We start from the raw sequence: 21,207 nt of genomic DNA on the forward strand, positions 1-21,207 counted from the left end.
GGCGAATTGTTAATAGCCAAAGCATCTACGTACCCACACAACAGGCGAGCAGCCTAATTATAAAACGAATCTACCAATAACTGATCGCTCAGGTTATGTAGGTGGTGGGTATATAGTTTATTTTGTAAATCATGAGTATAGCTATGAACCATTATGATGATTTGCAGAGGTTTAAGGATAAGACCCGCAACCAAAAATACGAATTCAAGGATCTGTCGGCGCAGAACCTCTCTCCTGACCATGGAAGTTGGGCGATCATGAATCAGCTAGCTCCTGCAACAGAGGAGTCTAAACTGGCGATGGGTGGTCACGTTTCGCTGCCGCAACCGCAGGCTGTCGCCCCGGATGTCTTCGCGAGCGACGAACGTCATGAGCGCGTCGAAAGTATCGATACTATCAACAGTATTGAAAGCACCGAAACCACCGAAAACAGCACCGAAAGCGTTCTTCCCCCTGTCGACACAGACTTACCGGCGGTGACCGCCCCGTCTATTTTCCGTGAAGTTGCCGGACAACTTGCATCGCAATCGGCGGCACCCGTTGCGCCTTCTGCCCAACCGGCGGCTAACCCGGTTGTACCAACGACCACCACCGCACCTGCTCCGTCTGCGACAGCGCCTGCTGATTATTCCCGGCTGTTTGCAACGAAAGCGCCAGAAGCAAAACCCACCGTAGAAAAAAACCAACCTTTACAATCTTTGCTAGAAAGGATCGCTTCATGCCGTTGATTTGTGTTTGTTCACCGAAGGGTGGTGTTGGGAAAACGACGCTCACGGCTAATCTGGCTTACGCCCTTGCGCGTTCTGGCAGTAAGGTCCTGGCGCTGGATTTTGACGTGCAGAACGCACTGCGTCTGCACTTTGGCGTGCCGCTGTCTGACGAGCGTGGTTATGTCGCCAAATCAGCCGAGTCCTCGGACTGGAGTCAGTTCGTATTGACCGCAGGCGGGAATATCTTTGTGTTGCCTTATGGCGAAGCCAGCGAAGATCAACGCCTGGTATTTGAAGAACGTCTGACGAATGACGAACATTTTCTGATTCGTGGCCTCAACACGTTGCTGAATTATCCGGGCCTGATCATTGTGGCCGATTTTCCTCCCGGCCCCTCTGCTGCACTGAAAGCCATGTCTCGCCTGGCCGATCTGCATCTGGTCATCATGCAGGCAGATACCGCCTCTCTTTCCCTGTTGCCTCACGTTGAAAATCACCGTCTGACCGGGGATGTCCTCAATCGAAAAGCGGGCCATTACTTCGTGCTCAACCAGAGCGACAACCGTCGTCAGGTCAGCCGGGATGTCACCGCATTTATGGAACAGAAATTAGGTAATCAACTTTTAGGCGTTATTCATCGTGATGAAAGCGTCATAGAAGCGAATGCCTCGCAGCAGTCGGTTTTCGACTTTAGTCCTGCATCCGCCGCTGCATTCGATATCGAACTCATTGCAAAAAGAGTCGCCGGAATCTTAGGCGTAAAAATCGGAGACGGCACGGTTCACAGTAAACCGAAAATGTCTGGCTTCTAATTCGCGCAGGGCAACCTATGAAAAAGTTCCTTTATGTTTTGCTGGTACTGGCAATGCTACCTGTTGCGCTGCTGGTCATCATTACGCCTATGGACAGCCAGAAACAGTATATTTTTGGTCTGCTCAGCATCGGTGTGCTGTTTTTGATGGGGTTTAGCAAAAAACGCAGCGTGTCGGTCATTATGGTGGTCATGTCGGTGCTCTTATCGACGCGCTATATGTATTTCCGCCTGACGCAAACCCTGCATTTTAATTCCGAAATTGAAACCATTCTTGGAATGGGACTGTTTCTGGCGGAGGTCTACGTCTGGGTCATGTTGCTGCTGAGCTATCTGCAGACGGTCTGGCCGTTAAAACGCGAAATTGTGCCGCTGCCGGATGATATGAGCCAGTGGCCGACGGTGGATGTCTATATTCCTACCTATAACGAGCCACTGGATGTGGTGCGTGATACGGTGCTGGCGGCGCAATGCATTGATTATCCTCGCGATAAGATGAATATCTACCTGCTGGATGACGGCAAACGCCGCGAGTTTGCTGTTTTTGCCGCAGACGTTGGCGTCGGGTACATCACGCGTAACGACAACAATCACGCCAAAGCCGGTAACCTCAACCACGCCATGAAGCTGACGCAGGGTGAGTTGATTACCGTATTCGACTGCGACCACGTTGCGACACGCATCTTCCTGCAGGCGACGGTGGGTGGTTTCCTGAAAGATCCGAAACTGGCGCTGGTGCAGACACCGCACTATTTCTACTCGCCGGACCCGTTCGAGCGTAACCTCTCCGTTGGGCGTAACATCCCTAACGAAGGGTCGCTGTTCTACGGGCCGATTCAGCAGGGCAACGACAACTGGAACGCCACCTTCTTTTGCGGTTCCTGTGCGGTGATTCGCCGTAGCGCGCTGGAAGAGATTGGCGGTTTTGCCGTAGAGACCGTTACCGAAGACGCTCACACCGCGCTCAAATTGCAGCGCCGTGGTTGGGGCTCGGCATTCCTGGATATCCCACTGGCTGCCGGCCTGGCGACTGAACGTCTGGTGCTGCACGTTATCCAGCGTACCCGCTGGGCGCGTGGGATGACGCAGATTTTCCGTCTGGATAACCCGCTGTTTGGTCGCGGCCTGACTATCCAACAGCGCCTGTGCTACCTGAGCGCCATGCTTTACTACCAGTTCGCGCTGCCGCGTATTGCGTTTTTGACCGCGCCGCTGGCCTATCTGTTGTTTAACCTGAACATCATTCACTCCTCAGCGAGCCTGGTTTTCGCCTATGCGCTCCCGCATCTGTTCCTCGCGATTTACGTCAACTCGCGCATGAACGGGCGGCATCGCTATAGCTTCTGGGGGGAGATCTACGACCTGGTGCTGGCCTTCCACATTGCATTGCCGACTGTGGTGACGATGTTTTTCCCGAAACGCGGCAAATTCAACGTGACCGACAAGGGTGCGCTGCTGGACGTGGGGTACTTTGATTTTAGCGTGGTGCGCCCGCATTTGATTATCGCCCTGCTGCTGGCGGCCGGGGTGATTGCCGGTATCGTTCGCGCCTGTGCTCATGACTACTTTGGCGTGGATCCGCGCGTTATCGCCCTAAACGTCGGTTGGGGCTTGTACAGTCTGATCTTTCTGTTGGCCGCGATTGCCGTCGCGCGCGAAACCCGACAGACGCGCAAAACCATTCGAATTGATGCGGAAATCCCGGTACTGCTCCACCATGCCAGCGGCGTGGTGTCGCGCAGCCATACCGCTGACCTGTCGATGGGCGGCTGCCGTATTGTGGCGCCGGATGATCGCCATCTCGATGATGAGATTGAAGAGATTGAGCTGCTGCTGCAATCCGGCGCGATCCTCATTCCGGTAAAAACCATCGCCACGGATGAAGAATCGATTCGTCTGATGTTTGAAGACATCCCGCTCGCCCGCCGTCGTGAACTGGTGCGCGTGGTGCTCTCCCGTGCGGATGCATGGATTCACCCACCGAAACCTCAGGACAACCCGTTCCGTTCGTTGGGGACCATTATGCGTTGTGTGTTTGACCTCTTCTGGCTGACCTGGAAAGACCGTCGCGAAAACCGCCGTTTGCGCGCCGGCCAGGACCAGGCCGCTTCCCAGGAGGAGGGCAACGCATGAAACGTCTGACAACACTGGCTGTGCTGGTCGGCGCACTCTTTATGATGCCGCTGCATGCCGAAGACACCTCCATCGAGTCGCTACTGAAATTAAACGAGCCGGCGGAGACGCCACCCGTGCCGCCGCCGGGCGCACCGGTATTTATTCCTTCGGTGGTTAACAGCATCAGTCTCGCGCAGATGGGTTTCCCGGAAGGGATTTCCCTGACGGGTGGTCAGTTCCAGGGGGGCGCCTCCTTTACTCTGCCCGTGGACCAGGTGATTACCACGGCGCGCCTTGAACTGAACCTGAAAGTGTCGCCCGCGATGGTGGCGCGCAATGCCACCATGCAGTTGATGCTCAATGGTCAGCCGCTGGGGACGGTACCGCTGACCGTGACTGACAGCGACACCGCGCGTTATCAGTTGGATATTCCCTCGGCGCTGATGGTGTCGAGCAACAACCTGAGTTTTAAAATCAACGATGGCGATGCCATGCAGTGCCAGCGCGACCTGAGCGATAAATATCGCGTCACCATCATGGCGGATTCCCGTTTCGAGCTGGAAGGGCAGCAACTGGACATTGGCGCCGATTTAAGCCATTTCCCGCGCCCGTTCTTTGACAGCATGCAAATGACCCCGGCGGCGATCGCCATGGCTTTCCCGGCGAAGCTCAGCGGCGATACCTTAAGCGCCAGTGCGCTGATCTCATCGTGGATGGGGATCCAGGCAGACTACCGTGGCGTGTCGTTTGCCGCCTATCATGACCGCTTGCCGGAAAAGAACGGCATCCTGATTGGTCATCCGGGCGAGCAAATTGGTGGCCTGACGCTACCGACTACCGAGCAGCCGCTACTCAAAGTGGTCGATAACCCGGCAAACCCGGTTTATAAGCTGCTGCTGGTGGTGGGTAAAGATGATGCCAGCCTGCGTGCGGCGGCATGGCGTTTAACCCGCGGCAATTTCGCCATGCAGACGCCGTCGGTGGATGTCACCACCCAAACGATCCCGGCGAGTAAACCTTACGATGCGCCGCGCTGGATCCCTACCGATCGTCCGGTAAAACTGTCAGAACTGATCCGTAAAGATCAGAGCCTGACCACCACGGGTCTGTGGCACGATGCGTTACGCGTAGCATTCCGTGCGGCACCGGATCTGTTCCTGTGGGATGGCGAAACGATTCCTCTGCACATTGGTTACCGTTTCCCGACGGAAAGCTGGATTGATGAAGACCGTTCGTGGCTCAGCATGACCATGAACGATACCTTCCTGCATAACCTGCCGGTGAATAAGCAGGGGGCGCTGGAAACGTTGTGGCATAAGCTTGGCGGTGATGCGCGGCAGGAGAAGTTTGATATGCCGCTGGAGCCGTACATGATCTATGGCGACAACCAGCTCTCGCTGTACTTCAACATTCAACCCAAGGCGAGCGCCCCGTGTAGTGTGCTGCTGAACAATAACATTAAGAGCCGTATCGAAGACGACTCGTGGATTGATCTCAGCCATACGCGTCACTTCGCGCTGTTGCCGAACCTCTCTTATTTTGTGGGCGCGTCCTTCCCGTTCACCCGGCTTGCGGATTATTCGGAAACGGTGCTGATGCTGCCGGAAAAACCGACTGAAACGCAGATTGCCACGCTTTTAGATATGACGGCACGTTCCGGTAACGCGACGGGAACGGCGCTGGGCCGCAACCGCGTGTTGCTCGGCGTACCCACTGGCGGGGCGGGTGTTGAACTGCTGAACGACCGCGATGTGCTGGCGGTCACGGGCCTGGATCAGCATGACTTTAACCGCGCGATCCTCAATACCTCGCCGTTTGTGATGCACGACTCGACGTTGGGTGTACGTGAGCCGACGACCTGGGAGCGTATCAAACGGTGGATAGCAGGGGACTGGGCATCAGACGGGCTGGAAGCCGACCGCTACTTCTCCTCCAACGAAGCCTGGCGCGGGTTTGTCAGCTTCCGTTCACCGTGGAATAACGATCGTCTGGTGGTACTGGCTATCGGCAGCAATGACGAGCAGCTCTCACGTCTGCACGGTGACCTCGCCTCAGCGAAAATTAACGCCGGGATCCGTGGCGACGCAGCGGTGATCACCAATGAGAACGGCGTGCGCAGCTTCCGCGTGGGTGAGCAGTTCCCGAGTGGCGAGATGCCAACGCAAATGCGGGTAATTTGGTATGCGAATCAGCACTCGGCGCTGTTGGCGATTTTAGGACTGCTATTTGGTTGCATTGTTGGCTCGGCGATCTTTGTCTTGCTGAGAAATCGCGCAAAACGACGTCTGGATTTGGACAACCGCAAATAAGAGGGTGACAAGAATGATGATAAAAACCGCCCGCCGTTTGACGACGCTGTGCCTGTCCAGCGCGCTCACTTTCGGTATACCAGGGCTGGCTCATGCCGCCGCGAATGATGCCGCGCTCAAAGCCTTATTTGACCAGGCGAATTACTGGCATGAGAAATCCCACGATGACCTGGCGATGGAGTCGCTGCGTAAAGTGTTGATGGTGGATGCCAATAACACCCAGGCGATGTACCTGATGGCGTTATGGGCGCAGCAAAATGGCGATCTGCAAGTCTCGTCCCAGTGGCGTACGCGGCTGGCGCAGGTTTCTCCTGACGATCCGGGGTTGCAGGCGCTGGATAATGCCAAACAACTGACGCAGGTTCCGCAGGGGCAATTGAGCCTTGCCCGCCAGCAGGCGCGCAGCGGTAACGTACCGGCGGCGCTGGCGACCTGGCGCAGCATGTTTAACGGCGATACGCCGCCACCCAGCCTCGTCCCTGAGTACTACCAGACGATGGCGGGAGACAAAACCCTTTATCCGCAGGCCGTGTCGCAACTGAAAAATTTCGTGATGCATAACCCGCAGGATACCTCTGCGCGCATTGCACTCGGCAAAATCCTGACCTGGCGTGAAGAGACGCGCCGCGACGGCATTTTGTTGCTCGAACCGATGGCCAGCGGCAGTAAAGAGGCCGATGACGGGTTACGTCAGGCGCTGTTATGGCTGGGGCCGCAGGCAGGCGATGAGCGCTTCTACGACACCTGGCTCCAGCGGCATCCGCAGGATACTGATGTCCAGAACTATTACCGTAAAAATGTCGGCGGCGCGGCGAAAGGCGCGGGCTATACCGCGCTGAATAGCGGTGATAACAGTGCGGCAAAAAACAAATTTGAGCAGGTGCTGCAAACCAACCCTAACGATGCTGACGCCCTTGCCGGGATGGGCTACATCGCCCAGCGTAGCGGTGATTACAAAGCGGCGGCACAGTACCTGAATCGGGCAGCCAGTCAGGGCGGGGATGCTTCTGATGAGCGTAAAAATCAGGCCGCAGACGCGGCGTTTTACGGCCAGCTCGCCCAGGCGCAGCAGGCATTGAAAGAGGGTAATATTAGCCAGGCGCTGGCGCTTTCGGCCCCGCTGGCACAAGAGAGTGGGGAGCGTGGCACGGCAGGAAAACTGTTCCGTGCTTCCGTACTGCGGCAGAACAAAGACTTTTCGCAGGCCGAACAGACCCTGCGAGGTCTTCTCAACGAGCAGCCGCAGAACGCCCCGGCACGGGAAAACCTCTATTACGTCCTGCGCGACCAGAATAAAACGGAAGAAGCGCAGGCGATGCTGCGTACTTTACCCGCCAGCCTGCAGGAAAAACTGCAGCCGCGTGTGGTCGCGGGGGCGCCTGGCGATCCGATTCGCCGTCAGGCACAGCAACTGGTCCAGGCCGGTAATACTGACCAGGCGATTTCGGTACTGCGCCAGGGCGTTGCCCGCGTGCCGGATGATCCGTGGCTGCGTCTCGACCTTGCCCGCCTGCTGCAAAAATCCGGACAGGAAGGTGAAGCGGCCACGGTGATGATCCCGGCGGGTCGCGATGGTGCTAACAGCAATTCACTGTACGCCGCTGCGCTCTATGCCAGCGAAAGCGGGGCCTGGCAGCAGGCCAACTCTCTGCTGGCGCGTATTCCGCCGTCCAGCCGTAATAGCCAGATGCGCGATCTGTCGGAAAGTGTGAATTACAACCTGCAAATGGCAACGGCAGAACGTTACCTTTCACAAGGGAACATGACCGCGGCGTCCAATACGCTGAAAGCGCTGGCCAGTCAGCCGCCGAAAAGCCCGGTCGATGCAGGGAAACTGGCGCGGATGCTTGCCCGTTCGGGTGACATCACCACCGCCGTATCGCTGGTGCGCAACAGTATTAAAGATGGCGTAGAAGGCAACGCCGGGGATTATGCCGATCAGATAGCGGTACTGAACCAGGCGGGGCTCACTCAGGAAGCGCAAACCCTGATGTCGAACCCGGAGCTACAGGCGCGCAGTACGCCTGCTCAGCTTGCGGGTATCCGCAATGGCTACGTGATTAATGAAGCCGACAAACTGCGTGAAGAGGGCAACTACGCCGCGGCGTATGACAAGCTGATCCGTGCGCTGCAAAGCGACCCGCAAAACACCGATTTGATGTTCGCCATGGGCCGTCTGTACCAGACAGGCAAAATGAACAAAGAAGCGGGCGTACTCTACGACTACCTGATGACCCGTGATACCGAGGATCAGGCGGCGCGTGTGGGGGCTATCGACGTTGCGCTGTCCGAGAATAACGTGCAGAAAGCTACTACCCTTGCCAGCGGTCTGCGTAGCGACAGCTCACCAGAACGTATGCTGTTGCTGGCGCGTCTGGAAGAGGCAAAAGGCAACCACCAGCAGGCGATGACCTACTTACGTAGCGCACGCGGCAAGCTGGTGGGGCTGGAGTCGTCTAACAGCGCGGCTACGCCGACGATTGGCGGCATACTGTTGGCAGATAATCCGTTTACCACTACCAGTAAAACGCCGCCGCAGTCGAGTTCTCCACAGGCGTTGTACGGCACTATTCTGCCGTGGCAGGTCGCGCAAGTGGCTCGTGAGCCGGGGAGCAGTTTACCGGGCACAACCCGTACCGATTTGCCGGTCGAGACCGCGCAAAGCCGCACGCTGCGTCAGGTTGATAACATGATGCAGGAGCTTGATGAGAAGAAAGGGATGTGGTTGCAGGGCGAGGTCGATATCCGTGGCCGTGACGGTGAGTCGGGCACCAGTAAACTGACCGAAGCCAAAACGCCGCTGACCTGGTCAAGTTCGCCGTTTGGTGAGTCGCGCTTCGAGTTTACCGCCACGCCGATCACCCTGAGTGCCGGGAGTGCTTCTGGCGATGCCTGGCGACGCTATGGCTCGAACCCGCTGGCGAATGCGGCATCAAATTTAGCATCGACAATCAATAATGAGATCAATTCGCTGGCGAGCATGACAGCAGATCAGAAAGCGCAATATTTGGCGTTGCATCCGGCTGCCGCTGCATTGGATGGGCTTAGCGAGGTCTCTTCGGCCGATTTTGGTCAATTCACATCGAGAGGTTTGACGAACCTTGCCGCGCTAAATGCCGCAGAGGGGGGGGCGCTACGAAACTATCTGAACCGTTCCTCACTAAAGGCTGACGTCTCGCAGCCAGGCGATGTTTCAACAGACTCGCAAAATGGGAACGGTGTAGAGCTTAATATGGCGCTTAGCGGTGACAGCTATCGCCTGGATATTGGCAGCACGCCGCTGGGCCAGGATCTGAATACACTGGTCGGTGGGGTGAAATGGTCACCTAAGTTATCTAACTACCTCTCATTGATCTTCACCGGCGAGCGCCGCGCCGTGACTGATAGTTTGCTCTCGTATGTTGGTTTGAAAGACGCTTACTCAGGCAAAACCTGGGGCCAGGTGACTAAAAACGGCGGTACCGTGCAATTAAGCTATGACGACGGTGACGCAGGCTTCTTCGTTGGCGGTGGTGGTTACAGTTACATTGGTGAAAATGTGGCGAGCAACACCAGTATGAACGCAGACGCCGGAGTCTATCTGCGCCCATGGCATGATGATTTCCGTCAACTGCAAACAGGTTTAAGCGTCAGTTGGATGGATTTCTCGAAAAACCTCAGTTACTTCACTTTCGGGCAGGGCGGCTATTTTAGCCCCCAAAATTATGTCAGCGTGTCATTACCAGTTGATTTTTCACAGAAAATTGACAACTGGAAGCTTAGCCTTGGAGGCTCTGTGGGGTATCAATCCTACACCCAGGATGCTAGCAATTACTTCCCGACAGACTCCGCAATGCAAAGCGCTTTAACAGATTACGTGAAAACTGGTTTTGCAAAAGAAGCGCAGTATGGCAGCAAATCGCAAAACGGGATTGGCTATACCTTCCGGGCAGGGATTGATTACAACCTGAACAAGAACATGACCGTCGGCGGCAAGGTCGGTTACGACACCTTTGGCGACTATAACGAAAGTACTGCCGGGATCTGGTTCCGCTATATGTTGGGAGATAAATAATGACGTCGAGTACGGCTAATCCTTTACTGCTGTCTTATTTTCAACGGCAGCAAACGCCAGCCGGTTGGTTTGACCTGCTGTCGGTAATGGTTGATGGCATGGTGAGAAACGTAGGGGAAGCGGAAAGCCAACCCTTTTTGCGCCAGATGGGGGCATCGCTGGCGGAACGTTTTCCTCTGCCTGCCTCACAAACCATTGGCGAACTCGAAACCAACATCAACGCGCTGCTTGCGGAGTTTAATTGGGGCTATATTGATATTGATGCCAGCGAAGAGGGATTATCGTTCCGCCATCAGGGGTTACCGGTTTCCCGGGATGAGAACAGCCAGACGCGTTGGTGTTACGCATTTTGCGCCATACTGGAAGGGCTTTATTCCCGTTGGCTGCAGGGACAGGGCGGGCAATCGCATCTCGCTTTTAGCCGCGAACGGCTTTACTCCGTATCGGACGTTGTGTTCCGCTACGCTAACCCACAATGAGTCTGAGTATGTTTAAACGCGTTTTCGCCATGATGGTGATGATGGTGAGTGTGCTTTTTTCCTCGTTTTCACAGGCGGGACAGGCCTGGGAAGCGTACAAAGCGCGCTTTCTGATGACGGATGGCCGTATTGTTGATACCGGCAATAAAAACGTCTCTCACACGGAAGGCCAGGGTTTCGCCATGCTGATGGCGGTGGCCAGCAATGATAAAGCGGCGTTTGACCGCATCTGGGGATGGACAGATAAGACGCTCAGGAACAAGGACAATGGTCTGTTCTACTGGCGTTTTAATCCCGTCGAGCCGGATCCGATTGCCGATAAGAATGACGCAACAGATGGCGATGCGTTAATTGCATGGGCGTTGTTAAAAGCCAGTCAGCGCTGGAATGATAACAGCTATGCCACCGCATCGGATGCCATTACCCAGGCGATGATTAAACATACGGTGATCAATTATGCGGGTTATCGGGTGATGCTGCCGGGGGCGAAGGGGTTCAATCTCAACAGTTATGTGAACCTGAACCCGTCCTATTTTATCTTCCCGGCATGGAAAGCGTTCGCCAACCGTAGTCATCTGGTGGTCTGGAATGATCTGATCCGTGATAGCACTACGCTGCTTGGCAAAATGGGCTGGGGTCAATCACATTTGCCTACCGACTGGGTATCACTGTCGGCGGATGGCAAACTGAGCCCTGCTAAAGAGTGGCCGCCGCGCATGAGTTTCGACGCCATTCGTATTCCGTTGTATCTCTCATGGTGGAACCCGCAAAGTTCGCTGCTGACGCCGTGGCGCAACTGGTGGCAGGGTTATGATCGTAGCCGCACCCCGGCCTGGGTGAACGTTACAACCAACGATACCGCCCCGTACAATATGAATGGCGGTTTGCTGGCGGTACGTGATTTGACGATGGGGCAAACGTCTGGCGAGCCGCAAATCAACGCACAGGATGATTATTATTCTGCCAGTCTGAAAATGTTGGTCTGGCTGGCACAGCAGCAACAGTAATTTTCCGCTTTTCCTGGTGATGTCTCCTCACCCTCTCCCTTGAGGGGTGAGGAATCCCCACAAAAATGCGAGCACGAACGGTCCCCTCTCCTCTTTGGGGAGAGGGCCAGGGCGAGGGGAAATAATCTACTGCGGATAGGGCACCCAGTCGCCGCCGTTCAGCCGAACATACGGCTTATTCTGGTACTGAATCACCACGGCGTTAGCATTTTCTGAAACCGGCGCTGTCTGCGGCAGGCCGCTGGTCAACTGATCCCAGTTCACACGATCTTCGGTGAATATCTTGCCATCCAGCACGCGTGTTACCAGTTCTGATATCGCCAGGAAGCTGCTCGGTTGATTGATCTCAATCGCAGGCCCTTCATGCGGCGCCTTCATACCAAAGAACTTGATTGCCGTTGGGACGTGGGTAATTGATGGGCTTGGAATATCACGCAGGCCGGAAACCTGCATCTTATCGCCCTGCAGCGCCGCGCCATGTTCCGGCACCATCACCACCATCACCTTACGCCCGGATTTCTCCAGTTGCGTGAAGAAGGCATCCAGTTCATCAAACAATTTCTGGGCGCGAATTTTATAATCCGCCGTCTGGCGCACGCCGGGGAAATGGTTACCGTCGTGCAGTGGCAGCAGGTTATAGAAGGTCGCGGTACGCTGACCATTATTGTTCGCCTCGTTCTCCATCCAGCGGTTCAACACGGCGGTATCGTCATAGACCGGGGAGCCATCAAACGACAACAGAACCGGCGGCAAGCCTGCCTGATTCATCAACGGCACCTGCACGCCGCCGTTGTCGCGGATCTCTTTGAGGAAATCACCAAACACGCCGTTGTGATCCATCATCAACTGTTGGGTGAAGCCCAGTTTGGCCAGGTTATCAAACAGGTAGCACTGGGCGCCGGCTGTCTGGTAGAGATTTTTATGCGATGTCTGACCGCAGCTCGCGCGTAGCAGACGAATGGCCGCCGGGCCGCTATAGGCAGTGGCCGAATTAAACTGCTTAAAGACGATATCGAAATGTGACCACAGTGGGTGCGATGACAAACCTGCGGCATCAATATCTGACCAGGAGAGCGAACAGATGTTGATAACCAGCAGATCAAAAGGCTGTGCATCTGCCGGCAACTGTGTCGGGAACGGCGTCTGGCGTTTCTCTTCGGAGGCATAGAAACTGGCGAGCCAGGCATTCAGGTTCTCTGAGGTAGGCGGCGCGGTTTGTGCCGGAATATCGCCCACCACGGGTGTTGCCGCGGTATTCGCGACGGTCGGCGCCACCGTACCGCCCGTTGTGGCAAGAGTGTTTTGTTGGGTGCTTTGCGGCCACAGGGTGAAGGCCGGGCCGACAATCGTCAGCACATTCAGCCAGATCATAATAGCGACAACAAATACCGTGACGCGTATCCACTGCGCCAGGAACAGCCAGGCGATCAGCAACACGAACAGCGCGCCAATCATCTGCCAGTTAATAAAACGCGTTACCAGATCGAGCAGGTAATCGGCGCTAAAGCCTGCCACCTGGGAGCCCTGACTCATAATGCTATCGATACCCGGTAGCCAGGTATCATGCCAGAACAGGCCGAAACCAATCGGGAGGGCAATCCAGTGGCGCAGGTGGTGCAGGCCCGGACCTGGCAATGGCATCAACAAAAAGGCCATAAACACCAGGTTCAGCAATGGATGAAAATTAAGGTAGCCCGCCCACAGCAAACCAAATTTCACCAAAAAATAGAAATTCCAGCCGGATAAACCGCGCCAGTGTTGCCACAGCGTCGAGGGTCTGGAAGGCGTCAGCGTTTGATTAGTCATGTTTTCGGTCTGCCTTGACGAACGATTCCCGACGCAATATGCCGGCCGGTTTAACGTAGCGAGGTTTAATAAACATTATTCTTGCAATAAGACGAATGCGGTACAGCCAGTGGCGTGCCAGATAGCCCAGCGGGAAGAAAATCAGCGCGCAAAGGATAACGAGTTCAATAATATCGGCGATGGACATCATGATGCGCTCCCCGTCTCTTCACTTAACAGTCGCAGGGGTTGGGGGATACGTCGCCAGACTTGCCCGTCATGCTCGGCATTCATGATTTTCGGCTCATCGCTTGTACCCGCCAGCGGACTGCCCCATTTTTCCGGCCCGACTTCCCGCAACAGCACCAGCTCGGCCGCAATCTGGTTGTCTTCGAACCACACCATGCGGTTAGAGAAGATGTCGGCTGTAGGTAACGGGAAAATGTGGTTAAGGGCGGTGTCGAGATCATTCACACGACAGAACGACAAAAACATCAACAGGCGATTATCGCCGATGGTGACAATATCCCCGGCACGGTTCGGGCGGCAGAGCGTTAGCGCTTGTTCAACGCGAATACCGGGCACCGGGCGCAGCGCCACCAGTACCCCCTTGCCGTCTGGCGGTAACAGCGTGTTATTCACCATATTGGCTACCGCTTCGCAGAACGTGGTCCACGGCTGGAAGCCGCGCAGCTTGAGCGGCAGTGTCATTGAGAGCAGCGTAGAGATATCTTCCGGCACAATGCGTTTAAATTGTTGCCCCTGTACGCTTTCGATAAGCGTCAGGCAGCGGGAGAGTGGGGCGTTCCAGGGGATGACCATGTTTGCGCCACACCGCAACAGCAAACGTTCATCGGTGGCGCGCAGGCTGGCCCTGGTTTCACGAACGATAATCTTCAGTGCGCTACCGCGCTGGCGGCGCAGAGTATGAATCTGACGGGCAATGGTTTCGATTTGGTTATTCTGACTCAGGGCGAAAATAAGGGTCGCGGCCTGGCTGGTTCGCGCCTCGTCAAACATTCCTTCGTTGGTTTTAAATAGCGTCCAGTGTTCAGAAAGCGCGGGCGCCCCTTCCAGCACATCGACATTACTGAGCACTCGTTTTTCATCACTGCGCGGCTGGACGGAGGCCTCTTCCTGCTTCGCTAATTGCCAGTGACCATCGCGATGTTCAAGAATAAGTTGTTGCTGGGCACTCACGCCTCTGTCGTTACACCACCAGGCCACATCATAAAGATGCGTTCCGCTTGTATAACGCAAACTAGCCAAACCGAACAATGAACGGTATTTACCTATCAATACTGATGATTGCCTGTCGCTATTGTTTGCAGGGTTTATTACCAGCAATGCGCAGTTATGATATTTCGTCCACTCATGAATTCGTATTAGCCAGTGGTGTAATTTCTCTGCCGAAATATTCTGCCAGGCGTTATTTGCACACAGCAAAATGAGTAAATAATTCTCAGGTTCAATAGAACAAAGTAAATCGCGGGAGAAAAAGTATAGACCTTTTTCATGACTTGGCATGGAAAAAAGTTGTATTTTTTTGGGGCCGCGATCGGATTCTAATCTGAGGATGTTCTGCAAATCATAACCCATACCCGTAACCGCGACTTTCGCGTTTTCAGATTGCGATGCAATTGTTTGATTAACAAGGCTAATTGCGTCTTCTTCGCGATCGGCGTTAATCCACCAGACGCCGCCGGCAGGCATGTGACGTAATTCGTCCCATAGCGACTGGATGCCAATAGAAAATATGGGGTCCACGGTGTCCCTCTACGCGTAATTTATCTGTATCTCAGTTTACTAGCGAAAGCAGAGAAATAAACCTAACATTGAAATTAAAGAACATCAGATTTAGCATGTAAACGAATTTCGTCGCAAATACCTTACTAAGAATGTACGCAATCTTTTCCTGATTATAAGGGTCGTGTCTGAATGCATAACGATGAACCTAAAACTCAGATGGATTCGACGCTGGGTTATACGTTTCAAAATGATTTTTTGGCGCTCAGTAAGGTGTTTTCTCTGCCCGAAATAGATTATGCCGATATTTCCCAACGAGAACAGTTGGCGGCGGCTATTAAACGTTGGCCCCTGCTGGCAGAATTTGCTCGTCAACAATAAGGAAGCCGTGGATGGCTGTATTGGGGTTACAAGGGGTACGCGGCGGTGTGGGCACCACATCAATTACCGCGGCGCTTGGCTGGGCATTACAACTTTTAGGGGAATCGGTACTTGTTATTGACGCCTGCCCCGATAACCTCCTGCGCCTCTCATTTAATGTTGATTTCGACCACGCCGACGGTTGGGCGCGCGCGCTTCTGGACGGCAAAGACTGGCGCGACGCGGGCCTGCGTTATACCTCCAGCATCGACATCCTGCCCTTTGGCCGCCTGACGGATGCCGAATGGGAAAACCAGCACCTCTTATATCAGCCCCCGGGCCAGCTAACGACGCTATTACAGGCGCTGAAAGCACAGCAGCGCTACCAATGGGTGCTGGTTGACTTACCGCACGGCTGCTCGCCGCTGGCGCGCCAGTTTCTTGAATATTGCGACCACACGCTGGCGGTGGTGAAACCGGATACCAACTGTCACGTGCGCCTGCACCAACAGCGGCTGCCGACAGGCGCGCACATTCTGATTAATGATTTACGTATTGGCAGCCAATTGCAGGATGACCTGTATCAGGTGTGGCTTCAAAGCCAGCGCAACCTGATGCCCGTCCTCATCCACCGTGATGAAGCGATGGTGGAATGTCTGGCAGCCAAACAGCCGTTGGGAGAATACCGGAGTGATTCACTGGCGGCGGAAGAGATCCTGACGCTGGCAAACTGGTGTTTGCTGCACTGTTCGCCCGCAGCCACGCCGGGGGAACAACACGCGAGGGTGCCTGAATGAGTCGTCTGGCCGCCTTGTTTCTGACCCCCCCGGTATATGCCCGCTTAAGCGAGCGTTACCGCTTTTATCGCCGGAATAAGGCGTCGGGGTTCAGTGCGGCATGCGGCTGTTTCTGGGTAGCACTGGCATGGCTGTTTCTGCCGCTGGAAAATGATCGCTGGCAGCGGGTGCGTGAGCAGCATCAGGCGCTGTTTCCACACATTAATCCGGACAAACCGCGTCCGCTTGACCCGGCACGTTATCTGTTGCAGGTCCTCTGGCTGCTGGCAACTTTGCCACAGCATGTGGCAGCGCAGGCGCAGAAACCTGAACGCGTCCATAAGCTGCGCGAACGTTACCATCGCTGGCTGGATTCTCTGCCCACCCGCGTTTCTGACCAGACCCGCCACCTGGATAACCAAAAAGAACTGGGGCATCTCAGCCGGCGAACGCGACGTTTCATTCTGGGGATCATCATCACCTTCTCGCTGATTCTGGCGATCGTCTGCATTACCCAGCCGTTTAACCCACTGTCGCAGCTCATTTTCCTGCTGCTGTTATGGGGCGTGGCCCTGTTGGTTCGTCGTATTCCGGGGCGTTTCTCCGCGCTGATGCTGATCGTCCTGTCGCTAACGGTCTCCTGCCGCTACATCTGGTGGCGCTATACCTCCACCCTGAACTGGGATGACCCGGTCAGCCTGGTGTGCGGTATCGTGTTGCTGTTCGCCGAAACCTATGCGTGGATTGTGCTCATTCTCGGCTATTTCCAGGTGGCCTGGCCGCTTAATCGTCAGCCGGTGCCGCTGCCAAAAGATATGGCTCTCTGGCCGTCGGTCGATATTTTTGTGCCCACCTATAACGAAGATTTAAATGTGGTGAAAAACACCATTTATGCGGCGATGGGTATCGACTGGCCGAAAGATAAACTCAAAATCTGGATCCTTGATGACGGCGGTCGGGAAGAGTTTCGTCAGTTTGCCCAGACCGTGGGTGTGGAATACATCGCCCGTACCACCCATGAGCACGCGAAAGCCGGGAACATCAATAATGCGCTGAAATATGCCAAAGGCGATTTCGTTTCGATTTTTGACTGCGACCACGTGCCGACGCGCTCTTTCCTGCAAATGACCATGGGCTGGTTTATCAAAGAAAAAGATCTGGCGATGATGCAGACGCCGCACCACTTTTTCTCGCCGGACCCGTTCGAGCGCAACCTTGGCCGTTTCCGTAAAACGCCAAACGAAGGAACTCTGTTCTACGGGCTGGTTCAGGACGGCAACGATATGTGGGATGCCACCTTCTTCTGCGGCTCGTGTGCGGTCATTCGTCGTGGTCCGCTGGATGAGATTGGCGGTATCGCGGTGGAAACGGTCACCGAAGATGCCCATACCTCGCTGCGCCTGCATCGCAGAGGACATACTTCTGCCTATATGCGTATTCCTCAGGCCGCCGGTCTGGCAACGGAGAGTCTGTCGGCGCACATCGGCCAGCGTATCCGCTGGGCGCGCGGGATGATTCAGATTTTCCGTCTCGATAATCCCCTGCTCGGCAAAGGGCTGAAACTGGCGCAGCGTCTGTGTTACGTCAACGCCATGCTGCACTTCCTCTCCGGGATCCCGCGCCTGGTGTTTCTCACCGCGCCGCTGGCGTTCCTGCTGCTGCATGCCTACATCATCTATGCGCCAGCCATCATGATTGCGCTGTTTGTTTTGCCGCACATGATCCACGCCAGCCTGACCAACTCCAAAATTCAGGGTAAATATCGCCATTCGTTCTGGAGTGAAATCTACGAAACGGTACTGGCCTGGTATATCGCACCGCCGACTCTGGTGGCGCTCTTTAACCCGCACAAGGGCAAATTCAACGTCACCGCAAAAGGGGGACTGGTCGAAGAAGAGTATGTCGACTGGGTTATCTCCCGGCCCTATATCTTCCTTGTTTTGCTGAACATCGTCGGCGTGCTGGTGGGCATCTGGCGTTATTTCTACGGCCCGCAAAACGAGATTTTAACGGTCTTCGTCAGTATCGCATGGGTGTTCTACAACCTGATTATCCTCGGTGGCGCGGTGGCGGTATCGGTGGAAAGCAAGCAGGTTCGTCGCGCGCACCGCGTGGAGATCGCCATGCCTGCGGCTATCGCCCGCGAAGACGGTCATCTGTTCTCCTGTACCGTGCATGATTTTTCCGACGGCGGCCTGGGGATCAAAATCAACGGCCAGGCCCAGGTACTGGAAGGGCAGAAAGTCAGCCTGCTGTTAAAACGCGGCCAACAAGAGTATGTCTTCCCGACAATGGTCGTGCGCGTTTCCGGCAATGAGGTGGGGCTGCAATTAATGCCGCTGACCACGAAACAGCATATCGATTTTGTGCAGTGTACGTTTGCCCGTGCGGATACATGGGCGTTGTGGCAGGACAGCTTCCCGGAAGATAAGCCACTGGAAAGCTTAATGGATATTTTAAAACTGGGCTTCCGTGGTTATCGCCATCTCGCGGAATTTGCTCCACCGTCTGTGAAAATGATTTTCCGGTCGCTAACCATACTGGTTGCCTGGATTGTGTCGTTTATACCGCGTCGCCCGGAACGTGAAGCGGTAATACAGCACCCCGTGACGTGATTGGCTCAACAATGATGAAAACGCGATGAAAAGAAAACTTTCCTGGATTTGTGCAGTGGCTGTGGGGATGAGCGCTATACCCTCCCTGATGACGTATGCGGCACCCGGTAACCCGGCGGCGCAAGCGGCCCCCACCGTGCCTGCCGTCGCGCCTGCGACCCAGCCGGTCGCGACGCCTGCGCCAACACAATCGGAAACGCTGGTCCCTACCACCCCGACAGAGGGACAAACGCAACCGGCACCCCCGACCGGAAGCCATGCCACAGGGCAGGTGACGCCGGCCGTGACGCTTTCAAATGCGCCATCGCGCGAGGTCAAGCTGACGTTTGCTGAGATTGCGCCGCCGCCAGGCAGTATGGTGCTGCGCGGTGTCAACCCGAACAATGGCATTGAGTTCGGCACGCGCAGCGATGAAGTGGTGTCGAAAGCGCTGCTCAATCTCGAATATACCCCATCACCGTCACTGCTGCCGGTTCAGTCGCAGCTAAAGGTCTACCTGAATGACGAACTGATGGGCGTGCTGCCGGTCACCAAAGAACAACTGGGTAAAAAGACCTTTGCGCAGGTGCCCATCGACCCGCTTTACATTACCGACTTCAACCGCGTGCGGCTGGAGTTTGTCGGTCACTATCGCGATGTCTGTGAAAACCCGGCCAGCACGACGCTGTGGATGGATATTGGCCGCAGTAGCTCGCTGGAACTTTCTTACCAGACGCTGGCCGTGCAAAACGACCTGTCGCACTTCCCGATCCCGTTCTTCGACCCGCGTGACACCCGTCCGTTAACGCTGCCGATGGTCTTCGCCGGTGCGCCGGATCTGGCTGAGCAGCAGGCGGCGGCGGTCATTGCCTCCTGGTTTGGTTCGCGTACCGGCTGGCGGGGGCAGAATTTCCCGGTCATGTACAACGGTCTGCCGGATCGTAATGCGATTATTTTCGCCACCAACGACAAGCGTCCGGATTTCCTGCGTGACGCACCGGCGGTGAACGCCCCAACCATCACCATGATGAGCCACCCGAACAATCCTTATGTGAAATTACTGGTGGTATTTGGGCGCGATGACAAAGACCTGTTACAGGCGGCAAAAGGTATCGCTCAGGGGAACGTGTTGTTCCGTGGCAACAGTGTCACCGTTGATGAAGTGAAACCACTGCTGGCGCGTAAACCCTATGATGCGCCGAACTGGATACGCACTGACCGTGCGGTCACCTTTGGTGAACTGAAAACCTATGAAGAGCAGTTGCAGTCCACGGGGCTGCAACCGGCGTCGATCAATGTCGCGTTGAACCTGCCGCCGGATCTCTATCTCTTGCGCAGTAACGGTATCGATATGCACCTGAACTATCGTTATACCGCGCCGCCGACCAAAGACAATTCGCGCATGGATATCAGCCTGAACAACCAGTTCCTGCAATATTTCAGTCTGGTCAGCAATCAGGATACCAACCGACTGCTGCTGCGCCTGCCGGTGTTACAGGGGCTGCTGGATGGTAAAACCGATGTTTCTATTCCGGCGCTGAAACTGGGGGCGGTGAACCAACTGCGCTTTGACTTCCAGTATATGAATCCCATGCCGGGTGGCACTATCGACAACTGCGTCACCTTCCAGCCGGTGCAAAACCGTGTGGTGATTGGCGACGATTCCACCATCGACTTCTCGAAGTACTACCATTTCCTGGCGATGCCGGATCTGCGCGCATTTGCCAATGCAGGCTTCCCGTTCACCCGAATGGCTGACCTGTCTGAAACCATTGTTGTGGTGCCGCCAACCCCGACGGAGGGGCAACTGACCACGCTGCTGGACTCGCTGGCTACCGTCGGTGCGCAAACGGGCTTCCCGGCCATTAACGTGACATTGACCAATGACGGTACGCAGATTCAGGGGAAAGACGCCGACATCATGATCATCGGCGCGCTCCCGGAAAAACTGAAAGACGACAAGCGTATCGACCTGCTGGTTCACGCGGCGCAAAGCTGGGTGAAAACGCCGCTGCGCCAGACGCCGTTCCCTGGCGTGACGCCTGATGATGTTGATCGTCAGGCGGATGCGCAAACCTCGGTGTCGTCCAGCGGCCCGATGGCGGCCATTATCGGCTTCCAGTCGCCTTATAACGATCAGCGCAGCGTGGTGGCACTGCTGGCGGATAGCCCGCGCGGCTACGAGTTGTTAAACGATGCGATGAATGACAGCGGTAAACGTGCCTCGATTTTCGGCTCCGTGTCGGTGATTCGTGAATCGGGGGTGAACGGTCTGCGTGTGGGTGACATCTACTACGTGGGGCATCTGCCGTGGTTCGAACGTATCTGGTATGCGCTGGCGAACCATCCGGTACTGCTGGCGATTCTGGCCGCGGTGAGCGTGGTATTGCTGGCATGGGTGCTGTGGCGTCTGCTGCGTATTATTAGCCGTCGTCGTCTCGACCCGGATCACGAGTAAGCG

At 55.5% G+C, this 21,207-nt stretch carries 14 protein-coding genes; 11 read left to right on the forward strand and 3 right to left on the reverse strand.

The genetic code is table 11. The features are described from left to right. Positions 1-143: 143 nt before the first annotated feature. From bcsO to MRY16398_RS01160, 7 genes are read left to right on the forward strand one after another with little or no spacing between them, the layout of a single operon-like run. Positions 144-728 carry a cellulose biosynthesis protein BcsO gene (bcsO, locus tag MRY16398_RS01130; protein WP_107224353.1) on the forward strand — a complete coding sequence of 195 codons (585 nt, stop codon included), beginning with the start codon at positions 144-146 and terminating at the stop codon, positions 726-728. Next, a complete protein-coding gene (bcsQ, locus tag MRY16398_RS01135; protein WP_025760128.1) occupies positions 719-1,522 on the forward strand; it encodes a cellulose biosynthesis protein BcsQ in 804 nt (267 codons plus the stop codon). The genes bcsO and bcsQ (MRY16398_RS01135) overlap by 10 nt, the downstream gene beginning before the upstream one ends. Before the next feature lie 17 nt (positions 1,523-1,539). Continuing rightward, entirely contained in the window at positions 1,540-3,654 is a 2,115-nt protein-coding gene (bcsA, locus tag MRY16398_RS01140) for a UDP-forming cellulose synthase catalytic subunit (RefSeq protein ID WP_052249307.1), read from the forward strand. Then, complete coding sequence (bcsB, locus tag MRY16398_RS01145; RefSeq protein WP_071195029.1) at positions 3,651-5,945, forward strand: cellulose biosynthesis cyclic di-GMP-binding regulatory protein BcsB; 2,295 nt, start codon at positions 3,651-3,653, stop codon at positions 5,943-5,945. The genes bcsA (MRY16398_RS01140) and bcsB (MRY16398_RS01145) overlap by 4 nt, the downstream gene beginning before the upstream one ends. 13 nt (positions 5,946-5,958) lie before the next feature. Next, positions 5,959-9,999, forward strand: coding sequence for a cellulose biosynthesis protein BcsC (locus MRY16398_RS01150; RefSeq protein ID WP_125123737.1), 4,041 nt, complete (start codon positions 5,959-5,961; stop codon positions 9,997-9,999). Then, the gene (gene bcsD, locus MRY16398_RS01155; protein ID WP_025760132.1) at positions 9,999-10,478 is read left to right on the forward strand and encodes a cellulose biosynthesis protein BcsD; all 480 of its coding nucleotides are present in this window, start codon (positions 9,999-10,001) and stop codon (positions 10,476-10,478) included. The genes MRY16398_RS01150 and bcsD overlap by 1 nt, the downstream gene beginning before the upstream one ends. An 8-nt stretch (positions 10,479-10,486) precedes the next feature. Then, positions 10,487-11,485 carry a glycosyl hydrolase family 8 gene (locus MRY16398_RS01160; RefSeq protein WP_025760133.1) on the forward strand — a complete coding sequence of 333 codons (999 nt, stop codon included), beginning with the start codon at positions 10,487-10,489 and terminating at the stop codon, positions 11,483-11,485. 126 nt (positions 11,486-11,611) lie between these two features. Here MRY16398_RS01160 and bcsG read toward each other — a convergent pair whose 3' ends face one another. Genes bcsG through bcsE form a run of 3 tightly spaced genes read right to left on the reverse strand, consistent with a single transcriptional unit; the run spans position 11,612 to position 15,037 of the window. Next, complete coding sequence (gene bcsG / locus MRY16398_RS01165; protein ID WP_125123738.1) at positions 11,612-13,291, reverse strand: cellulose biosynthesis protein BcsG; 1,680 nt, start codon at positions 13,289-13,291, stop codon at positions 11,612-11,614. Further along, positions 13,284-13,481 carry a cellulose biosynthesis protein BcsF gene (bcsF, locus tag MRY16398_RS01170; RefSeq protein WP_039080215.1) on the reverse strand — a complete coding sequence of 66 codons (198 nt, stop codon included), beginning with the start codon at positions 13,479-13,481 and terminating at the stop codon, positions 13,284-13,286. The genes bcsG and bcsF overlap by 8 nt, the downstream gene beginning before the upstream one ends. Further along, complete coding sequence (gene bcsE / locus MRY16398_RS01175) at positions 13,478-15,037, reverse strand: cellulose biosynthesis c-di-GMP-binding protein BcsE (protein WP_125123739.1); 1,560 nt, start codon at positions 15,035-15,037, stop codon at positions 13,478-13,480. The genes bcsF and bcsE overlap by 4 nt, the downstream gene beginning before the upstream one ends. Positions 15,038-15,208: 171 nt before the next feature. On the opposite strand from bcsE, the gene bcsR reads away from it, so the two are divergent. The 4 genes from bcsR to bcsB (MRY16398_RS01195) are packed head-to-tail and all read left to right on the forward strand — an operon-like array spanning position 15,209 to position 21,204. Then, complete coding sequence (bcsR, locus tag MRY16398_RS01180) at positions 15,209-15,397, forward strand: cellulose biosynthesis protein BcsR (protein WP_039080217.1); 189 nt, start codon at positions 15,209-15,211, stop codon at positions 15,395-15,397. A gap of 11 nt (positions 15,398-15,408) precedes the next feature. Then, positions 15,409-16,173 carry a cellulose biosynthesis protein BcsQ gene (bcsQ, locus tag MRY16398_RS01185; RefSeq protein WP_079496939.1) on the forward strand — a complete coding sequence of 255 codons (765 nt, stop codon included), beginning with the start codon at positions 15,409-15,411 and terminating at the stop codon, positions 16,171-16,173. After that, the gene (bcsA, locus tag MRY16398_RS01190) at positions 16,170-18,767 is read left to right on the forward strand and encodes a UDP-forming cellulose synthase catalytic subunit (protein ID WP_125123740.1); all 2,598 of its coding nucleotides are present in this window, start codon (positions 16,170-16,172) and stop codon (positions 18,765-18,767) included. The genes bcsQ (MRY16398_RS01185) and bcsA (MRY16398_RS01190) overlap by 4 nt, the downstream gene beginning before the upstream one ends. A 25-nt stretch (positions 18,768-18,792) precedes the next feature. Further along, positions 18,793-21,204, forward strand: a complete 2,412-nt coding sequence (gene bcsB / locus MRY16398_RS01195) for a cellulose biosynthesis cyclic di-GMP-binding regulatory protein BcsB (protein WP_107224345.1) — start codon at positions 18,793-18,795, stop codon at positions 21,202-21,204. Positions 21,205-21,207: the final 3 nt, after the last annotated feature.

Origin of the sequence: Phytobacter sp. MRY16-398 (assembly GCF_003925915.1) — a bacterium.
Taxonomy (GTDB): Bacteria; Pseudomonadota; Gammaproteobacteria; order Enterobacterales; family Enterobacteriaceae; genus Phytobacter; species Phytobacter diazotrophicus.